The following is a 16,284-nucleotide window of genomic DNA, read 5'->3' as shown; positions in this document are numbered from 1 at the left end:
AGTCGAGTTGTCAGCTGCGTTTGCGACACTGATATACGACAAAGCGTTTATCCGACGATAAAGAATTAACACTCGCAAATAAGCTTTTAAGCTTGGCCAAATAGGGTAAGTGCCTATTGGCTATCACTAGTAATGTGCCACCGGGGTTTAATTGTTGCTGGCTCTGCAAAAACATAGCTTCTGCTATGTTGGTCAACTGTTTGTGTCCGTCATGAAACGGCGGGTTACAGACCACCCAATCTAAAGATTCCTCAACGGCTTGAAGTATGTTGCCGTGTCTCACGTCGATACTTAAGTCATTAACTTCCGCATTTCTGCGGGCTGATTCAACTGCCAGTAGCGAGTCATCGGTCGCGATGACGCGAGTTTCTGGGTGTTTTTGTTTGATACTCAAAGCTAATAAGCCATTGCCGCAGCCAAGATCGCAAACAGTACCGGTCATCGCGCTAGGAAGATGCTCAAGCATTACGCGCGTACCAATATCCATTTGCTGGCGCGCAAATACGCCGGGCAGTGCACTGAGGTTTAGCCCTGATTCGGTTTTGTAACCTCTAAAACGGTCATTGCCGTTTAGCATTGACTCACTAGGGGTTAGCTCGATAAGTCGCGCTTTACGCACAATTTTGTACTGCACATAGCGACTGGCGTTCTGTTCCAGCCACTGCAACCAAGATACTGGGATATGTTTAGCCATGCCTGCAAGATACACAGTCGCTGTTGGTGCTAGCGCAGTTATTAATGCCAGTTGGTCGAGAAGCTGCTCCCAGTTTTTTGGAATCTTAATCAGTACCTGCTGAGCTATTACTGGGCTGTCAACGAAGTTGGCTCGGGCTGAATGGTTGAGCGCTCTATTGCACTGAGTGGCAATTCTGCCACTGGCGCTATCGTTGTAGCTGGCCGCATGAGGTAGGGCGCAAGATAAAGCGCCATGGCGGTCGTTGAGCAGAAGTGTGCTTATCGATGCTGATTGATTGCAGTGCTCAAGCAGATACTCATCCGCTGCATCCCAAGGCAAGCTGACGTGCGCTGGTACTTTTGGGTAGCAATCGAGCGTGAGCCCAGTGTGTTGCCACACGGGCATCAGTAGAAGTCACCTAGATCTTTCTTCTCTAGTAAATCGAGCAGATCAGTTGGTTCATCTTTTTCTGCAGCGGCGCGCGCGGCCTGACGAGCTTCCTGCTTTTCACGTACAGCACGAATCTTTGCATTAAGTTCGTTTGCTGCTTTGTTTTTAGCGTCGGAGCTGGCTTTGGCCTTGATCGCTTGTTCGCGAATAAGCTCTTTCTTAGCTTCAGGGTTTTCGTCCAAAAACTTATCGAAAACAGATTTAACTTTGTTTTTTACCCGCTTACCGGTTTGGCGATCGGTGCCTTCTGCGCGTTGGAGCTTAGAAATGCTGCCGGTTTTGATGCCATGAACGCGGCTGAGTGAGCGGGTTTTCTTCTTGCGGGACATAATAAGGCTACTTCTATCAATTTGAGGCCCATTCTACCGCAGGCGCGCTCGGGTTGGTATCCGGTGACATACAAGTCGTATAATCCAGCGGTTTTGAAATTCGGCCTTTAATGGATGCAATAACTGATGTATTGGCAAACACTGCTTTTCACCCTCGAAACCACGATGCCTGTCATTCTGTTGGTGGTGCTCGGGATTTGGCTAAAGTACCGAGGAATTGTCGATAGCGCTTTTGTCGAAGCTTCGTCCAAATTGGTATTTAGGGTCTCTTTGCCTGTATTGATGTTTATGGCGATCGCAACGGCGGATATTCAGCTTGAGCAGCACTTAGAGTTAACAGCATTTGTCGCCTTGGCGGCTGTAATTGCTTATTTTGCTGCGGTCGGGTGGGCGACATTGGTTGGTGTGAACGTGGTGCAATATGGCGCTTTTGTCCAAGCCTCGTTTCGTAGCAATTTAGGAATTGTTGGTTTGGCGCTTTGCATCAATGCCTATGGCGATGCCGGAGCGGTTCTTGGGGCTCTCGTCCTTGCGGTGGTAACGCCCATTTATAATTTATTATCAGTTTGGGTGTTAGCGCAGCAAGGGCAGGCGGTCAATTGGCGACAGCAGTGGGTTGCCATGGCTCAAAACCCGCTCATTATTGCCATTGTGTTGGCAGTACCTTTTAGTGTTAGCGGATTAGAGATTCCAACGATGGTTGCTCGTGCTGGTAATGCACTCGCTTCCATGACTCTGCCATTGGCGTTGATTGGTATTGGCGCCTCATTGAGCGCCAGTGCTCTCAAACAGGCCAATCGATTAACTTGGCATATTGTTGGGCTTAAACTCCTGGTATTGCCTACGCTTGTTGGGGTCGCTGCGTGGTGTTTAGGATTTCGCCACGAAGAATTAGCCATCATTGTGCTAATGTTCGCAAGCCCAACTGCTGCGGCAGCCTTTGTTATGGCTGGAGCGATGAAGGCTGATGTGAAGCTGACGGCAAACGCTATTGCTTTAACGACATTGGGCGCGGGTATTACTGTCAGCGGCTTCGTCTATGTTATCGGGCTATTACCACTGGTATAGTGAACGCAAAATAAGAATGAATGACTATTACGGAGTTAGCGCGGACGTCTATGAATAAGAAGGACTCTCATTTTCTCGTTTATATTGCCAGCTCAGCATCTCTTGCGTCTGAGCGGTTTGAATGCGAGCGTGTTTGTGCCGCGGCGGGCATGCTAACCAATGGCATGGTTTGGCAGCACGATATTGTCGAATACGATTGGGCTCTGGTGCGTCGGCAAATTGAAATAGCAGATGCTTTTCTGTTTGTTCTTGGTAATGAGTACGGTCAGATATCTCAAACGGGTATCAGTTATCAGCATCGAGAATTGGTTCATGCGCGTTCATTGCAAAAACCGGTCGTTGCGCTAATTAAGAATACCCACGACGGCTCACGACAATCCGAAGATGCTCGTCGATTGGCCGACTTTCACGCCATCCTTATGAAAGAAGTACCGTTCCGTGTTTGGCATTTACGCGATGAATTGTCAGTTCATGTTAATTCGACATTGCAAGGTTGGCAGCGCACTAATGTCGGAACGTGGGTGCGAGAAGCTAAAGTTCCTGAAATTTCGATACCTGTTGCATTCAAACCAGCGCCAAAGATAACCGTATCGACACCTAGGAAAAGTTTTCAATCACCAGGCAAAGAAACAATTAACTTGTTGTTACAGGCGAATGTTTATCGCAATGGCAATCTATCGTTGCAGCGGCAAACGCTAGAGGTGCAAGAAGACCAACTGTGGCTGGGTATTTTACCTTTACTACGCCTTGGCATCAGTGAGGAGCGTCTGCGAGCGCAGGTTGAGAATTCGCTAACGCCCAAAATGAGCGTTTTGCTTCTAGGGCAGCACGAAGGCGCTCATGCGGTGGATGATGTGCGCGTGGAACGTGCTCAGTTTAATGGGATTTTAACGACGTGGCGCGAGCGCGGCTTGGTTGAATGTTCAGCTGATAATGGCCGAACTCTTTGGACGTTGCCGCCGAGTTCCGACTAATTCAGTGCCTGCCTCGAAGTCTGGAGGCGCTTCGTTTAACTATTATCGGCTAGCAGAGCGTTTTTTTGTTCCAATTCAGTCTTCATGCTGTCGCACACCGTGTTGCACAGCTCGAAAATGAATGGGGCGCCTATGGAAAAAAACGCCATATTTCCTTCTTGACGACGACGCACCAAGCCATGAGTTCGCAATGTTGATAGATGCTTTGATACGTTGGGTTGAGATGCACCGGTAACGGTGACTAGCTCTGTAACTGACTTTTCCCCGGACTGTAGGTGATGCAGTATCTTCAGACGCATTGGGTCTGCCAGCAAGCGAAAGCGCTGTGAAATAAGCTCTAACATTTCATCGGATAACATTTGTTGCATGTGTATTCTCCACTAAGCCGACCATTTTATGGTAAATAAGGCTTTTGGAATATAACTGAGTAGATATTTCGTTGGGATTTTCTCGATATTTTCAATATGACGACTGCTGGTTCGTGAAAAATACTGTTTCTGTTGATTTTACGTGGTTGAGTGCCTGACTTTCATGCAAGGCAGGTCAACACTCGGTATACTGCAGGCCATCTGATTAGAGGTGATTATGCGCATATCTTTTGGCTCAAAAGCGATTGGTCGCTTGAGTTTTTGTTTGGCTATCAGTTCCGTTCTTCTGTTGGCGTCATGTTCGCGCCTATTTAGCCCAGATATATTACATATCAGTGGTCCTACGATGGGCACTCAATATCACATTAGCTGGGTTGATACTGGTGACGTTTCGGAAGAGGCTTTGCAAGCTTTGGTAGATTCGCGCCTGCGTGAGATAAACCATTCGATGTCCACTTACGATAAATCATCCGAGCTGTCGTTATTAAATCAAAGAAAGGATGTTGACCCAGAAGCTTGGATCGATGTTTCCGCCGATCTTATGGCGGTGCTGCGCGATGCTGATGAGGTCAGCCGGTACAGTGTTGGGCGCTTGGATGTCACTGTTGGTCCGCTTGTAAATCGCTGGGGTTTTGGTCCTGACGATGAGCGTGGCGTTCCTTCTACTGAAGAGATTGCGAAACTATTGGAACAAGTCGGTATGAAGTCACTCATACTGAGTAGAGATAAAAATCAAATTCGCATGTTGCGGCCCTTATATATTGACCTTTCAGCTGTCGCTAAAGGTTGGGGAGTCGATGAAATCGGACGTTTGCTGGAATCGCATGGCGTTAACAATTATTTAGTCGAAATCGGTGGCGAGTTGCGAACTCGCGGTAGCAAGCCTGAAGGCGCTTGGTCGATTGCGGTTGAACGCCCAGTCTCAACCGTAGCTGATCGTCAGGCCGAACTAATACTTAGCCTTGGCGACAATGCCGTGGCCACCTCTGGCGATTATCGCAACTATTATGAAGAAGGCGGCGTGCGCTATTCTCATACAATTGACCCGTTGACGGGTTATCCGATTCGTCATGCGTTAGCTTCTGTAACTGTGGTTCATGACTCATGCTCTTTGGCTGATGCGTGGGCTACCGCATTAAATGTAGCTGGGCCTGAAGCAGCGATTGCGCTCGCGGAAGCTAATGAACTTGCTGTGTTTATGATCATTCGAGAGGGGGACGGATTTACCGAAATGGCATCCTCTCGCTTTCAACAGAAATTTCAATCAACTCCAACCAATGGTGCAAACCATTAAGGAAAACTGATTATGTCGACAATCGTCATCGCCTTTGGCGTTATGCTGTTCATCGTTGCTGCTATGGCAATTGGTGTGATTATGGGTCGCAAGCCAATTGCTGGCTCTTGTGGTGGTATGAGTGCCATCGGTATGGACACCGCGTGTGATGTCTGTGGCGGTGATAAAAATCGTTGCGAGAAAGAAAGTAAAGAAGCTGGAAAGGCGTCAGACAATGCCGATTTTTACGATGCGACTAAGCGCTAATCCTGCGCTATTGTAAAAATAATCTAGAATTACAAGAATCTTAATTACCAGAAGCTATAACGGAGTATTACGCATGGCGGATTATCACTACGACGTCGTTATCATCGGCGCGGGCCCTGCGGGTGAGGGTGCGGCGATGAACGCTGCCAAGAAAGGCAAGAAAGTAGCGGTCGTTGAAGATAAAAGCATGCTGGGTGGTAACTGTACGCATTGGGGTACGATTCCTTCTAAAGCCTTACGTCACGCGGTAAAACAGATCATTCAGTTCAACACCAATCCCATGTTCCGCGAAATTGGCGAGCCGCGTTGGTTTTCATTTCAAGGTGTGTTGAAAAACGCAGAACGCGTTATCGCCAAGCAGGTTAAGTTGCGCACAGAGTTTTATGGTCGCAACCGCATTAGCGTCTACACCGGCATGGCGAAGTTTGCCGATGATCACACCATTGATGTTTATCATGGCAGTCAGAGCAATACGCGCCTACATGCCAAAGAAATTGTGATTGCTACGGGCTCTAGCCCTTGGCGTCCAAAAAATATCGATTTCAACCATCCGCGCATCTACGATTCGGACACTGTGCTGGAGCTAGACCACACGCCACGCACCATCATTATTTATGGTGCAGGTGTTATTGGCTGTGAGTACGCCTCTATATTTTCTGGCTTGGGCGTGAAGGTCGATTTGATTCACCCTGGCGATCGTTTGTTGAATTTTTTGGATGATGAAATTTCAGATGCCTTGAGTTATCACCTGCGTGATAAAGGCGCATTGATTCGTCATACCGAGCAATTTGAATCAGTTGAGGCCAATGATCGTTATGTCACCATGACGATGACCTCAGGCAAAAAGGTAAAAGCAGACGCCTTCCTTTGGGCTGCGGGTCGTACCGGCAATACCGAGCACTTAGGCCTAGAGGCGATTGGCTTAAAGCCCAATAGTCGTGGTCAACTCGATGTGGATGGAGAGTACCGCACTGCACTTAGCCATGTTTATGCTGTTGGCGATGTTATTGGTTGGCCATCATTGGCATCAGCGGCTTACGATCAAGGTCGCGCTGCAGCGGCAATTATTGCCTCGCCAGAAGATTTTCGTTATGTCGATTCCGTACCTACCGGTATTTACACCATTCCGGAAATCAGCTCGATTGGCAAAACTGAGCGCCAATTAACAGAAGAAAAAGTGCCTTACGAAGTAGGTCAGGCTTTCTTCAAAAATATCGCCCGTGCGCAGATTACTGGTGAAGGGGTAGGTATGTTAAAGATCCTATTTCATCGTCAAACTCTCGAGCTATTGGGTATTCATTGCTTTGGTGACCAAGCGGCTGAGATTGTGCATATTGGACAAGCCATTATGCAGCAAAAGGGCGAAGGTAATACCTTGCGCTATTTTGTAAATACCACATTTAACTATCCAACAATGGCTGAAGCGTATCGTGTTGCAGCGCTGAACGGCTTGAATCGTTTGTAGGTTTAATGGGTTTAAATAGAAACGGCGCTCTTTAAGAGCGCCGTTTTTGTTTCTGGCTTTTAAAGCCGCGTTAATCGCGGTAAGTATAAATTCGCAGGCTTGGCAGTAGTGGTACGTCCGATAGCTGAAAATCGTCGCGACTTTGTCTAGTGCGCCCAACGGGCGGCTCTAGAGGAATGTCTTTGTAAGCTGGCAAGTCCGCGTGAGGATTATCTGTGGGCAGAAATAACGGCAGCGATGCATTCATCGCTTTACGATGAGTTTCGAATACTAAATTAGCACGCACTACTGGCGCGAGGGTTTGCATCTGCGCTAGCTTGGTATCCCCACGTAATTGCCCAAGTCGCTCCAGTTGAATCTGAATGTGAGGTTTGTCGGCACCAAGATTAAGCAGCTTTTCCTCAGCTTCTTTGATGCTGATGCGCTTAATGCTGCGTCCATTGGTATACCAGCTAAAACCAACGCGTTTTGGCATTTCGCTCAATAACGGAATATGCCGTACGCATTGCTTTAAATGCAGTCGCGCCAAACCTGCGTTGGCGAGGTTTTGGCGAAAGCCGATGTGTTCTTCGCTGAGCTGCTCGCTTAGTAATTGCCACTCATTACTTCCCAGCGTCTCTTTCATCTCGCGAATGGCAGCGCGAAGTCGATCTTTGTTTACGTTAATTTCAGCAATATGGGTTTGAGTTTGTGGATCGGCGACGATTAATCCGTGGCGACTGCGTGTTTCGCGGCCATCCTGATTGTCGTGGTACCAAAAGTCGCATAACAAGTCACACAGTGAATTTAACGGTTTTAACCCTACTGCTTGCTCGGTATTACTAAGGGGAAACCAGTAGCTAGGGCTTTGCTGCTCTATATGCTGGCGAAGTTGAGCCATCTGCATAACCAGTGTGGCGAATTGCGTTTTGATATCAAAGATCATATCGAGAAGATTAAGCCTGTGCGCGAGCGAGATGCTTGGCTCTAATAAACTCGCCATGAGGAATGTAGAGCAAATCAGAAATGCGACGAATCATATGTTCTTCGTACTTATCTAAGCCGTTACTGGCGTAAGCGACAGCCCATAACCCAACGATCAACTGAAACTTTTGCGCATCACTGAAACGCTTGTGAACGGCCTCGGTAAAGCGGAAGAGATCGACAGAATCCTTCGCTTTTTCACTGGCTTCCACCATCAACGTTTCAGCAACGCTTTGAGATATGGCGAACAAATTGCTCAACACTGCAACCAAGGCTGTTTGTTCGGCAGTATCAATTGAGTGGTCGGCACTCATGATCTCGACCAGCAATACAGCGGACGCCAATTGGACGTCCACCTCTTGTACCGGCTCAGTCGGTGCTAACAACTTGGAAAAAAGCGCTTTGATCATGCTAGCTCGCTGAGTTGTTGCTCAAGCAGTACTTGATCTGCTGCAAAACGTCGAATGCCATCGGCTAGTTTGTCGGTAGCCATAGTGTCTTCGTTCATCGCCCAGCGGAATTGAGCTTCTGAGGCACTGTGACGCTCAATATGGGTGGACGCTTTTGCGGGCTCCAAACGACGCTCTAGTGGTGTGCTGTCAGCGGTTAATGCTGCCAATAGGTCAGGGCTAATGGTTAGCTTGTCGCAACCGGCCAGCGCCTCGACTTCCCCTGTGTTGCGGAAACTTGCGCCCATCACAATGGTTTTATAGCCATGTTGTTTGTAGTAGTTGTAGATCTGTGTCACCGACACAACCCCGGGATCGTTCTCGCCGCTATAATCGGCGCTAGGGTCTTGAGCTTTGTACCAATCCAGAATGCGGCCTACAAACGGAGAAATTAGAGTTGCACCCGCTTCGGCACAGGCGACGGCCTGAGTGAAGTTGAAGAGTAGGGTTAGGTTGCAATGAATACCTTCCGCTTCTAATTGTTTAGCAGCTTGAATACCTTCCCAAGTGGAAGCAATTTTAATCAATATGCGCTCTCTGCTGACGCCGGCATTGGCATACATGGCTATCAGCTTGCGTGCTTTTTTAATCATAGCTTCAGTATCGAATGATAAGCGCGCATCGACTTCGGTTGAAACCAAACCAGGAATGATGTCGAGAATTTCACAGCCAATGGCCACGGCAAGGTGGTCGCAGGCGTTGATGATAAAATCTTCACCGTTGTTGGCAGTTTTAGCCCATGTTAAGGCTGCTTGAATGTGAGCTTGATAGGCTGGCAGTGTTGCCGCTTTCAAAATCAATGATGGGTTAGTCGTTGCGTCTTGCGGTTTATGTGTGCGGATGGCATCAATATCACCTGTGTCCGCTACTACCACCGTCATTTTACGCAGGGCGTCCAGTTTGCTCATGGTCGATCCTGTTGCTTATATAGATAGTGAGTTAGAGTGTCTTAAGGCAGGCGTGACGTCAACGGAAGGGCGCAAGTCTTTATTAAAAAAGGCCATTCATTACAAATACTTGGAGAAGTTTATGAAAGTTTTTGCTGTTATCGCTTTAATGCTAACCAGTCTGCTGGCTATAGCCGAAGAATCGGTGTGGTTAGATGTTCGATCTGCGCAAGAATTTGGCGGTGGCCATGTGCCTGTTGCGCTGAATATTCCACATACTGACGTGGCAGAAAAAGCGCCAGCACTTATCCCGAATAAAGACACAAAAGTGTACGTTTATTGCCGTTCGGGTCGTCGTGCGGATGTCGCGCTAAAAGCGCTGCAAGCGGAAGGGTATACCAATGTTCATAATGTTGGCGGCTTAGAAGAAGCCGAAGAGCTATACGATACTCAGCGTCCGCGCTGATAATGTCGAGGTGAGGGCTGTAACGCTAGAAGCTCTCACCTAAGCATTTGATCAGTTATATCCCATCAAGGCTAAGGCCTGCTCCATGACCTCGATGCCAGCATCTTTGCGATGTGCATTCTCGCTAAGATGGCGACGGTACATGCGCGCCCCAGGTTGGCCATTAAATAAGCCTAATGTATGGCGAGAAATGTGGTGCAGAGTCGCCCCTTTGCTCAGTTGTGCTTCTATGTAAGGGTACAAGCTTCGGATTAGTGCTGCTTTATCCGCATCTTCTTCACTGATTGAACCTTCGTTGTAATAACGCGCATCCACATCAAGTAGAACCGCAGGGTTGTGGTATGCCTCGCGACCGAGCATGACGCCATCAACGTGAGTCAGCATCTCTGTGATTTGATCGTGATTGGTAATGCCGCCATTGATGATGATTTCGAGGTCGGGGAATTCCTGCTTTAAGCGATAAACGAAATCGTATTTTAACGGCGGAACTTCGCGGTTTTCCTTTGGCGACAAGCCCTGAAGAATCGCTTTGCGCGCATGAACAATGAAGGTTTTACAGCCAGTATCGGCAATTTTGCCAACGAAATCGCGCATGTGCTCATAGCTGTCGAGATCATCAATACCGATGCGATGTTTGATGGTGACATCAATATCCGTCGCATCCTGCATCGACTTAATACAATCGGCGACCAAATCTCCATGACCCATCAAGCAGGCACCAATCATATTGTTTTGCACACGGTCGCTAGGGCAACCCACGTTTAAGTTAACCTCGTCGTAACCCCAATCTTGAGCAAAGCGTGCGCACTGAGCTAGATCGGCTGGATTACTACCACCGAGTTGCAACGCCAATGGATGCTCCACATCATCATAAGCAAGAAAGCGTTCGCGATTGCCATGAATTAGCGCACCGGTAGTCACCATCTCAGAGTACAACACTGCGTGTTTTGTTAACTGCCGCCAAAAATAGCGGCAATTGGAATCGCTCCAATCCATCATAGGTGCCGTTGAAAATCGACGGTTCACGGGTTTGCGGGCGGCATCAGCACTGCAGCGGGTTTGCTCGGATTGGGCAGGGGCGTATTCTTGCGTCATGTTTGAGATAAGCTGGCTTAAAAATAAAGGCCGCATTATCGCATAGAGGGCCATAGGACGCACCAAAAGCGGATTTCAAAACGGCTGCTGTTCATCAGTAACAGACTAAAACAGCCGTGCAAATAGCATTTTTTTTCTTAATTTTTTGTAAATAACCAATCAATATTCACCATTATAAATTGGTGAAATTCACCGGTTTAATTAATGCCCAGACGGTTGATTGAGCAACTCTTCGCAGGCTTTTAGATAGCGTTTGCGATTGGTTAATAAATGCCAGCGCTTGCCACCTACCTGACGCCATAAAATCGCTCCGCGAATACCGGCGAGCAGCAACGCGCGCACTCGATTGGCGGTGTAGTTGGTTTGCAGGTAGGTAGGGTTGCCGGTTACCCGAATACGAAAACTAAGGTTGCTTAACGTTTGTTTGTATAGTCCCGCTAGGGCTGCAACGGTATTTTCGTGCGTTGGGGAAAAGTGTTGAGCTTGGCGCGAGGCGGCATCAATCCCTTGGCCAAGTTGCGAGATCATTGCTGGCGATTTAAATAATTTGCGTTCCAAATGCAGCAGGCTTAGTGCGTAGCGGGTGACGTCGGGGTTTAAACCGCGCGGGTCGCGCTTGCACACTACTTGCACCTGCCGCAAGCCTATTCCTAAGTTGAGCTTGGGGTCGCCATAAACGTCATTAAAATGCTCTGGCGATTGTTCGAATAGGCTTTTTATAAGCGGGTCGCTGGCGTCGCTGGCGATGTCACCCGTGCGCGCGAGTTGTTCTACCAAGGTGGCTGCTTGAAATACCGCGGCGAGAGCAATGGCTTGTTCATGGCTACGATTATTCATTTAAATTTCCTGTTTGTTCGATAACACCGCCGCCAAGACAGTTGTCATCAAGGTAAAACACCACAGATTGCCCCGGTGTGATTGCTCGTTGTGGCTTGCTGAATTCAACACGATAACCCGTTGCGGTGGAGTAAATCGTGCAGTCTTGATCATCCTGACGATAACGTACTTTCGCTTTGCATTGCAGCGGTAGTGAAGAGGGTTCTTCGTTTACCCAGAATACTTGATCTGTGGTCAGCCATTCTTTAAATAGCAATGGGTGCTCTATGCCTTGTACAGCTATCAGTACGTTGCGTTCTAGGTCTTTACCTGCAACGAACCAGGGTGCATCGGGGTGGTTTTTCAACCCACCGATGCCAAGCCCTTGGCGTTGCCCCAGAGTGTGATACATCAAGCCTTGATGTTCGCCAATATCTTCGCCTTCTGGGGTTTCAATTCGGCCCGGTTGTGCGGGAAGATACTGCTGTAAAAAGTCTTTGAAGCGTCGTTCGCCGATAAAGCAGATGCCAGTAGAATCCTTTTTATTGTGCGTAATAAGGTTGTTGGCTTCAGCAATGCGTCGCACTTCTGGCTTTTCTAACTCGCCTACGGGAAATAAGGTTTGTTCTATTTCAGTCGCGGCTACGGCGTGTAAGAAGTAACTTTGATCTTTATTGGCATCAAGACCTTTGAGTAAGCATGTGTTGCCATCACGCTCCCCCCGGCGTACGTAGTGGCCTGTTGCGATCAGATCTGCGCCTAGATGTTTGGCGTATTCCAAAAAAGCTTTGAATTTAATTTCACGATTACAAAGAATATCTGGGTTTGGAGTGCGGCCCGCCTTGTATTCGTTAAGAAAGTATTCGAACACATTGTCCCAGTATTCAGCGGCGAAGTTAGCCTGATGCAGTTGAATGCCCAAGGTGTCACATACTTGTTGCGCGTCAGCTAAGTCATCCTTTGCTGTGCAGTATTCTGTACCGTCATCTTCATCCCAGTTTTTCATGAACAAGCCTTCAACCTGATAGCCTTGTTGCATAAGAAGATAAGCTGATACCGATGAATCAACACCGCCGGACATGCCGACAATGACTTTTAATGCTGCAGTCTCAGTCATGTTTATGGATGCTCAGTAATGACGTCTAGAGGGTAGTGCCGCCCAGAAATATAATCTTCCGCGCACGTTAAAACCATGGGGCTGCGCAAGCGGCTGCTAGAACGAAGCTCTTCAATGGTGAGCCATTGTGGGCCAATAATGCCTTCATCAAGCTCCGCATCGGTGTCGTGGTTTATGGCCTCGCCAATGAGGCAGTAACGATGATAGGTAATGCCATTGGCGGGTGCTGTATAGGTGTAGAGCCCGAGCAGTGCGGTAATGGCGACATGCCAGCCGGTTTCTTCGAGAGTCTCACGGATAGCTGCAGTTTCTATGGTCTCGCCAGCTTCGATATGCCCCGCTGGTTGATTGAATACCGCTTCGCCCGCACTTAGTTCTTCAACCATTAAAAAACGGTCGTTGTGAAACACAATCGTGGCTACGGTTGCGTGGGGTGTCCAGCGCTTATTCATGATGAATCCCGTGTGGAAATCGCGGCAGTTTACCTGAAGTATGGGGTGGCACTCAAATCAGCGGTTTTTTTGACTGGTTTTTTTTGTGCGGCTGATTTGCTGCCCTGAGCGAACATTTTTTCGGTTGCTAGTCGGCTTTTGGCTGTTGCGAGGGTTTTGTTCCTTGCTGCTTGGTGTAGGCATATGAATTTCGAGGGTGCATGAGCTACCGGGTTGGATAAGTGAATTGCTAGAATTGGTCTTATCGAATAACGACCAGCTCCCAATCGCAACTCTGACTAAACGCAACGTAGGGTGGCCGATGTGAGCGGTCATTCTCCGCACTTGGCGATTTCGTCCTTCACTAATTTGAATTTCTAACCAACTGGTGATGTCATTTGCGCGTTGCCTGATCGGCGGACTGCGCTCCCATAATACTGGTTCGGGAATAATGTTCACTTTGGCAGGGCGGGTAGGCCCGTCTTTCAGTACAACCCCGTGACGCAGAGCCTCTAATGAGGTCTCATCAGGTATACCTTCCACTTGCACCCAGTAGGTCTTAGTCATTTTGTGACGCGGATCTGCAATTCTGGCTTGCAGGGTGCCACTATCGGTCAAGAGCAGCAGGCCTTCCGAGTCATAATCCAAACGACCTGCCGGATAATGATTTGGTGTACTAACATAACTGCTAAGCGTTTCACGACCTTCTTTGTCGGTGAACTGACAAAGGACGTTAAAGGGCTTATTAAGTAGGATAAGTGATGGCATAATTCTGTAAGAAAACTACTTATTCTTTTGTCTAGCTTGCATTTTTTGTAGAAAAACTACAAATTAGCGCACCTGAACATAGAGCTCAGAGCAGTCAAATCGTAGCCGGTTCCATATTATCGCACGTAATCGGCGGACAAATAGCCTGATTTTGCGGTGGGTCAAAAGCCTACTAGTTTATCAGGCAGCGCGAAACAGCAGTCAGCAATACGCTACAGGAGAAAGAATGTCTACGCACAATTCCAAAATCATATACACACAAACGGATGAGGCGCCAGCATTAGCGACCTATTCGTTCTTACCTATCGTTAAGGCATTCACTGAATCTGCTGGCGTGGTTGTAGAGACTCGCGATATATCGCTGGCGGGTCGTATCTTGGCCAACTTCCCAGACTATCTTACCGATGAGCAGCGTCAGGCGGATACACTGACAGAGCTCGGTTTGCTGGCGGCAAATCCAGACGCCAATATTATCAAATTACCAAATATCAGTGCGTCGTTGCCGCAGCTAAAGGATGCGCTTAAAGAATTGCGTAAAAAAGGCTATGCCTTGCCGTTATATCCAAATGACCCTGTAACTGAGGCTGATTTTGAACTGCGCAAGCGCTACGACAAAATCAAAGGCAGTGCGGTTAACCCCGTGTTGCGCGAAGGCAATTCAGACCGTCGCGCCCCTGCTTCTGTTAAAGAATATGCCCGTAATAACCCACACGAAATGGGTGAGTGGTCGAGCGACTCGAAGAGTCATGTTGCTCATATGAGTCATGGTGATTTCTATGGCAGTGAAAAGTCAGTAACGCTTGCAGAGGCAACGGACGTCAGCGTTGAGTTTGTTGGTGCTAATGGCACGCATAAGACGCTTAAGAAAAAGCTATCGCTGCTCGCCGGTGAAGTTATTGATGCTTCCGTGCTAGAGCGCAAAGCGCTGCGCGACTTCCTACAGGCTGAAATTGCTGATGCGAAGACGAAAGATGTATTGCTATCGGTGCATTTGAAAGCAACGATGATGAAAGTGTCTGACCCGATTATATTCGGTCACGCAGTGTCAGTATTTTATGCCCCGGTATTCGAAAAATATGCCGGCGTATTTGAAGAACTCAATATCGACGCGAATAACGGTTTGGGTGATGTGCTCGCCAAGATTAAAAAATTACCGGACGATCAGCGTTTGGCGATAGAAGCTGACATCGCTGCTTGTTATACAGGTCGCCCGCGTCTAGCCATGGTTAACTCTGATAAGGGTATTACCAATCTACACGTACCAAACGATGTTATCGTTGATGCTTCAATGCCAGCAATGATTCGCGCCTCAGGAAAGATGTGGGGTAGCGATGGTGGTTTGCACGATACCAAGGCCATCATTCCAGATCGTTGCTATGCGACCATTTACCAAGTAGCAATTGACTACTGTAAAAAGCACGGTGCTTTTGATCCTCGCACTATGGGAAGTGTATCGAACGTTGGTTTGATGGCCCAGCAAGCAGAAGAATATGGTTCGCACGATAAGACATTCGAAATTGAAGGTGATGGTATGGTTCGCGTGGTGGATGCCAATGGCAACACTCTAATCGAACACACTGTTGCAGAAGGCGATATATGGCGTATGTGCCAGGCCAAAGATGCACCGATTCGTGATTGGGTGAAACTTGCGGTGTCTCGCGCTCGCGCGACTGGCAATCCAGCAATTTTTTGGCTCGACGAAAATCGTGCTCATGATGCTCAGTTGATCGCTAAGGTTAATGAGTATCTACCGGAACATGATATTTCTGGGTTGGATATCCAAATCATGAATCCAGATGATGCGACGCTATACTCTCTAGAGCGCCTAAAACAAGGCCTAGATACTATCTCGGTTACGGGCAACGTACTGCGCGACTATCTCACCGACCTGTTCCCGATCCTAGAAGTCGGTACCAGTGCTAAAATGCTTTCCATTGTACCTTTGATGAGTGGCGGCGGTTTGTTCGAGACAGGAGCTGGCGGTTCTGCGCCTAAGCACGTTCAGCAGTTTCTAGAGGAAGACTTCTTGCGCTGGGATTCATTGGGCGAGTTTATGGCTCTGTCGGCATCGCTGGAGCATTTGGCGCACGTTAACGACAATGCCCGTGCTTCTGTTTTGGCTGAGACGCTAGATAAAGCAACCGGACAATTATTGGTTGAGCATAAGTCACCAGGCCGTAAAGTTGGCGGGATTGATAACCGCGGAAGTCATTTTTACTTGGCTCTGTACTGGGCTAATGCTCTTGTTGCGCAAGATAAAGATGCGAGCTTGAAAGCTTACTTTGAGCCTATGGCAAAAGCTTTGGCGCAGAATGAAGCTAAAATCGTATCTGAACTCGAAGAAGTGCAACGTAGCAGTGTTGATATCGGTGGTTATTATTTGCCAGATCCTGCTTTAGCAGAAAAGGCTCTTCGTCCAAGT

At 48.1% G+C, this 16,284-nt stretch carries 18 protein-coding genes; 7 read left to right on the top strand and 11 right to left on the bottom strand.

From position 1 onward, the window contains the following. Nucleotides 1-10 precede the first annotated feature (10 nt). The gene (locus tag UXZ23_RS07950; RefSeq protein WP_320820068.1) at nt 11-1,081 is read right to left on the bottom strand and encodes a class I SAM-dependent methyltransferase; all 1,071 of its coding nucleotides are present in this window, start codon (nt 1,079-1,081) and stop codon (nt 11-13) included. After that, nucleotides 1,081-1,455, bottom strand: a complete 375-nt coding sequence (locus UXZ23_RS07945) for a hypothetical protein (RefSeq protein ID WP_320820067.1) — start codon at nt 1,453-1,455, stop codon at nt 1,081-1,083. The genes UXZ23_RS07950 and UXZ23_RS07945 overlap by 1 nt, the downstream gene beginning before the upstream one ends. A 126-nt stretch (nt 1,456-1,581) precedes the next feature. Here UXZ23_RS07945 and UXZ23_RS07940 point away from each other — a divergent pair, with 126 nt between their 5' ends. After that, nucleotides 1,582-2,523: an AEC family transporter gene (locus UXZ23_RS07940; protein ID WP_320820066.1), complete on the top strand. Its 942-nt coding sequence runs from the start codon at nt 1,582-1,584 to the stop codon at nt 2,521-2,523. 50 nt (nt 2,524-2,573) lie between these two features. After that, on the top strand, nt 2,574-3,497 hold the full coding sequence (locus UXZ23_RS07935) for a DUF4062 domain-containing protein (RefSeq protein ID WP_320820065.1): 924 nt from the start codon (nt 2,574-2,576) through the stop codon (nt 3,495-3,497). Nucleotides 3,498-3,532: 35 nt separating this feature from the next. Here UXZ23_RS07935 and UXZ23_RS07930 read toward each other — a convergent pair whose 3' ends face one another. After that, entirely contained in the window at nt 3,533-3,865 is a 333-nt protein-coding gene (locus UXZ23_RS07930; protein WP_015486957.1) for an ArsR/SmtB family transcription factor, read from the bottom strand. Nucleotides 3,866-4,082: 217 nt separating this feature from the next. On the opposite strand from UXZ23_RS07930, the gene UXZ23_RS07925 reads away from it, so the two are divergent. From UXZ23_RS07925 to sthA, 3 genes are all read left to right on the top strand, one after another. Continuing rightward, entirely contained in the window at nt 4,083-5,159 is a 1,077-nt protein-coding gene (locus UXZ23_RS07925; protein WP_320820064.1) for an FAD:protein FMN transferase, read from the top strand. A gap of 12 nt (nt 5,160-5,171) precedes the next feature. Next, on the top strand, nt 5,172-5,405 hold the full coding sequence (gene nqrM, locus UXZ23_RS07920) for a (Na+)-NQR maturation NqrM (RefSeq protein WP_320820063.1): 234 nt from the start codon (nt 5,172-5,174) through the stop codon (nt 5,403-5,405). A gap of 73 nt (nt 5,406-5,478) precedes the next feature. Next, entirely contained in the window at nt 5,479-6,870 is a 1,392-nt protein-coding gene (gene sthA / locus UXZ23_RS07915) for a Si-specific NAD(P)(+) transhydrogenase (protein WP_349374176.1), read from the top strand. 70 nt (nt 6,871-6,940) lie between these two features. On the opposite strand, the gene UXZ23_RS07910 is transcribed toward sthA, so the two are convergent. From UXZ23_RS07910 to tal, 3 genes are read right to left on the bottom strand one after another with little or no spacing between them, the layout of a single operon-like run. Continuing rightward, entirely contained in the window at nt 6,941-7,750 is an 810-nt protein-coding gene (locus UXZ23_RS07910) for a DNA replication terminus site-binding protein (RefSeq protein ID WP_320820062.1), read from the bottom strand. Nucleotides 7,751-7,805: 55 nt separating this feature from the next. Continuing rightward, entirely contained in the window at nt 7,806-8,243 is a 438-nt protein-coding gene (locus UXZ23_RS07905; protein WP_320820061.1) for a TerB family tellurite resistance protein, read from the bottom strand. Then, nucleotides 8,240-9,190 carry a transaldolase gene (tal, locus tag UXZ23_RS07900; RefSeq protein WP_320820060.1) on the bottom strand — a complete coding sequence of 317 codons (951 nt, stop codon included), beginning with the start codon at nt 9,188-9,190 and terminating at the stop codon, nt 8,240-8,242. Before tal ends, UXZ23_RS07905 begins: the two co-directional genes overlap by 4 nt. 121 nt (nt 9,191-9,311) lie before the next feature. Between tal and UXZ23_RS07895 the strand changes: the two genes are divergently transcribed. Continuing rightward, entirely contained in the window at nt 9,312-9,635 is a 324-nt protein-coding gene (locus UXZ23_RS07895) for a rhodanese-like domain-containing protein (protein ID WP_320820059.1), read from the top strand. A gap of 51 nt (nt 9,636-9,686) precedes the next feature. Here UXZ23_RS07895 and dusA read toward each other — a convergent pair whose 3' ends face one another. The 5 genes from dusA to UXZ23_RS07870 form a co-directional block, all read right to left on the bottom strand. Beyond that, entirely contained in the window at nt 9,687-10,730 is a 1,044-nt protein-coding gene (dusA, locus tag UXZ23_RS07890; protein ID WP_320820058.1) for a tRNA dihydrouridine(20/20a) synthase DusA, read from the bottom strand. Nucleotides 10,731-10,931: 201 nt separating this feature from the next. Next, the gene (hflD, locus tag UXZ23_RS07885) at nt 10,932-11,567 is read right to left on the bottom strand and encodes a high frequency lysogenization protein HflD (protein ID WP_320820057.1); all 636 of its coding nucleotides are present in this window, start codon (nt 11,565-11,567) and stop codon (nt 10,932-10,934) included. Next, the gene (gene mnmA / locus UXZ23_RS07880) at nt 11,560-12,663 is read right to left on the bottom strand and encodes a tRNA 2-thiouridine(34) synthase MnmA (protein ID WP_320820056.1); all 1,104 of its coding nucleotides are present in this window, start codon (nt 12,661-12,663) and stop codon (nt 11,560-11,562) included. Before mnmA ends, hflD begins: the two co-directional genes overlap by 8 nt. Nucleotides 12,664-12,665: 2 nt before the next feature. Continuing rightward, nucleotides 12,666-13,115, bottom strand: coding sequence for an NUDIX hydrolase (locus UXZ23_RS07875; protein WP_320820055.1), 450 nt, complete (start codon nt 13,113-13,115; stop codon nt 12,666-12,668). 57 nt (nt 13,116-13,172) lie between these two features. Then, nucleotides 13,173-13,862, bottom strand: a complete 690-nt coding sequence (locus UXZ23_RS07870) for a pseudouridine synthase (RefSeq protein ID WP_320820054.1) — start codon at nt 13,860-13,862, stop codon at nt 13,173-13,175. A 226-nt stretch (nt 13,863-14,088) separates the two neighbouring features. On the opposite strand from UXZ23_RS07870, the gene UXZ23_RS07865 reads away from it, so the two are divergent. Next, nucleotides 14,089-16,284, top strand: a 2,196-nt coding sequence (locus tag UXZ23_RS07865) for an NADP-dependent isocitrate dehydrogenase (RefSeq protein WP_320820053.1), incomplete at its 3' end; no start/stop codon positions are given.

This window comes from Thalassolituus sp., from assembly GCF_034111725.1.
Lineage (GTDB): Bacteria > Pseudomonadota > Gammaproteobacteria > Pseudomonadales > Oceanobacteraceae > Thalassolituus.
The sequence above is the reverse complement of the archived record's forward strand: the minus strand, read 5'-3'. Positions and strand labels throughout refer to the sequence as shown.

Excerpts from the sequence above, each read along its gene's own strand:
- UXZ23_RS07925 (WP_320820064.1), top strand. The coding sequence starts at position 4,083 with ATGCGCATATCTTTTGGCTCAAAAGCGATTGGTCGCTTGAGTTTTTGT.
- UXZ23_RS07895 (WP_320820059.1), top strand. The coding sequence starts at position 9,312 with ATGAAAGTTTTTGCTGTTATCGCTTTAATGCTAACCAGTCTGCTGGCT.
- UXZ23_RS07875 (WP_320820055.1), bottom strand. The coding sequence starts at position 13,115 with ATGAATAAGCGCTGGACACCCCACGCAACCGTAGCCACGATTGTGTTT.
- UXZ23_RS07935 (WP_320820065.1), top strand. The coding sequence starts at position 2,574 with ATGAATAAGAAGGACTCTCATTTTCTCGTTTATATTGCCAGCTCAGCA.
- UXZ23_RS07945 (WP_320820067.1), bottom strand. The coding sequence starts at position 1,455 with ATGTCCCGCAAGAAGAAAACCCGCTCACTCAGCCGCGTTCATGGCATC.
- tal (WP_320820060.1), bottom strand. The coding sequence starts at position 9,190 with ATGAGCAAACTGGACGCCCTGCGTAAAATGACGGTGGTAGTAGCGGAC.
- UXZ23_RS07910 (WP_320820062.1), bottom strand. The coding sequence starts at position 7,750 with ATGGCTCAACTTCGCCAGCATATAGAGCAGCAAAGCCCTAGCTACTGG.
- UXZ23_RS07930 (WP_015486957.1), bottom strand. The coding sequence starts at position 3,865 with ATGCAACAAATGTTATCCGATGAAATGTTAGAGCTTATTTCACAGCGC.
- UXZ23_RS07940 (WP_320820066.1), top strand. The coding sequence starts at position 1,582 with ATGTATTGGCAAACACTGCTTTTCACCCTCGAAACCACGATGCCTGTC.
- UXZ23_RS07905 (WP_320820061.1), bottom strand. The coding sequence starts at position 8,243 with ATGATCAAAGCGCTTTTTTCCAAGTTGTTAGCACCGACTGAGCCGGTA.
- sthA (WP_349374176.1), top strand. The coding sequence starts at position 5,479 with ATGGCGGATTATCACTACGACGTCGTTATCATCGGCGCGGGCCCTGCG.
- nqrM (WP_320820063.1), top strand. The coding sequence starts at position 5,172 with ATGTCGACAATCGTCATCGCCTTTGGCGTTATGCTGTTCATCGTTGCT.
- hflD (WP_320820057.1), bottom strand. The coding sequence starts at position 11,567 with ATGAATAATCGTAGCCATGAACAAGCCATTGCTCTCGCCGCGGTATTT.
- dusA (WP_320820058.1), bottom strand. The coding sequence starts at position 10,730 with ATGACGCAAGAATACGCCCCTGCCCAATCCGAGCAAACCCGCTGCAGT.
- UXZ23_RS07870 (WP_320820054.1), bottom strand. The coding sequence starts at position 13,862 with ATGCCATCACTTATCCTACTTAATAAGCCCTTTAACGTCCTTTGTCAG.
- mnmA (WP_320820056.1), bottom strand. The coding sequence starts at position 12,663 with ATGACTGAGACTGCAGCATTAAAAGTCATTGTCGGCATGTCCGGCGGT.
- UXZ23_RS07950 (WP_320820068.1), bottom strand. The coding sequence starts at position 1,081 with ATGCCCGTGTGGCAACACACTGGGCTCACGCTCGATTGCTACCCAAAA.